This is a genomic window from Photorhabdus antumapuensis (assembly GCF_020387775.1).
Classification (GTDB): domain Bacteria; phylum Pseudomonadota; class Gammaproteobacteria; order Enterobacterales; family Enterobacteriaceae; genus Photorhabdus; species Photorhabdus antumapuensis.
This window is the reverse complement of the sequence record NZ_JAHZMK010000106.1, coordinates 1-1,243: the sequence shown is the minus strand read 5'-3', so window position 1 is coordinate 1,243 and position 1,243 is coordinate 1. Positions and strand designations below refer to the sequence as shown.

1 protein-coding gene is annotated in these 1,243 nt (G+C 50.5%); it reads left to right on the top strand.

What is annotated here, in order from left to right:
• Window positions 1–1,243: hemagglutinin repeat-containing protein (locus KZ793_RS22470; protein WP_225817288.1), on the top strand; the 1,243-nt coding region annotated here is incomplete at both ends.

Here is a 1,243-nt window from a genome sequence, read left to right as displayed (position 1 = left end):
TTAAATGCCGGTCGTGAAATTGCTGCCGACCGGGTTAAATTAGCGGCAAATAACAATCTGACCCTCAGGGCGGGCAACGGTATCACTGCCGGTCAAACTGAGCTGAAAGGGGAAAATGTAGAGCTTCTGGCGCGCGAAGGTGATATCAGGATGCCGATGGGCGGGGATAATTCGCGTATTTCGGCCGGCAATAATGTGCAGATGTTCGCGAGTCACAAACTGGATCTCCAGGGTATTTTATTCGATAAAGCCAACAACATGACGTTAAATGCGGGTCATGAAATTGCTGCCGACCGGGTTAAATTAGCGGCGAATAACAATCTGACACTGATTGCGGGCAAAGATATCACCGCCCGTCAGGCCGAGTTAAAGGGGGAAAATGTAGAGCTGCTGGTGCATGAAGGCGACATCCACATGGGATGGAATCAGTCTGATACATTATTACCCTCAATTTCGGCCGATAATCATTTGCGCATTTCAGCCGGCAACGATCTGGATCTCTTCGGAACCCAGTTAAATAAATCACACAATCTGACCTTAAGTGCGGGCCGTAACTTGAATGCCAGTCGAAGTCAATTGAACGCTGCGGGCAATATTCATCTGTTGGCGGGAAATGATTTAATGTTGCGCAGAGCGCGAATCAGTGCCGGGCAACAAGTTATGCTTAGTGCGGGTCACGATATTGATCTGTCTCGTCCTAATACGCCGGAGGCGTCAGAGAGTCTGTTTTATTTATCCGAATCATATGGATTAGACAAACTCGCTGAATTAAAAGAACGAATGACCCCGGTTGATTTATCCGAATTAAGCACGCAAGTGACGGCGGGTGATCACCTGCAACTCAGTGCGGGGGGCGATATCGCGGGGATGGCGAGATTAACCTCGACGCAGGGGAATATCTCGGTTAACGCCGGCCGGGATTTAGTGTTCTCTGCCCAGAAATATTCGCCGATTAATGATGGCGATAAACACGCCCTTTATGCCACCGGCGCCGTCAACGCGGCTCAACATCTCACTTTAGTTGCCGCAGGCAACCTGCTGACTGCCGGAACCCGTTTGACATCCGGCCGTGATATGTGGCTTTCCGCGGGTGGGAATATTCGCTTTGAATCGCGACAAGAATTTATTCGCGAGGGGAATATTGAGCGCTTTACGCAACACGCCAGCCGGCTGAACAGTGGCGGCGCATTAACCATTCGCTCCCAGGGCAGTATTTTATTTCAGGCGACGGCGTTAATCGCCA